Below are 264 nucleotides of genomic sequence, written 5' to 3' on the forward strand. Positions count from 1 at the left end.
ACTAGTATGGCCCGGGGGATCCGGCGCGCCTAGGCCTTGACGGCCTTCACTCAATTCGCCCTATAGTGAGTCGTATTACGTCGCGCTCACTGGCCGTCGTTTTACAACGTCGTGACTGGGAAAACCCTGGCGTTACCCAACTTAATCGCCTTGCAGCACATCCCCCTTTCGCCAGCTGGCGTAATAGCGAAGAGGCCCGCACCGAAACGCCCTTCCCAACAGTTGCGCAGCCTGAATGGCGAATGGGAGCGCCCTGTAGCGGCC

General features: G+C 59.8%; 1 pseudogene. It reads left to right on the plus strand.

The annotated features are described in order from the left end of the window. Positions 1 to 74: 74 nt before the first annotated feature. Positions 75 to 264: pseudogene (locus VO84_RS22335) on the plus strand (hypothetical protein); the annotation flags it as partial.

The organism is Occallatibacter gabretensis, from assembly GCF_001449115.1.
GTDB lineage: Bacteria > Acidobacteriota > Terriglobia > Terriglobales > Acidobacteriaceae > Telmatobacter > Telmatobacter gabretensis.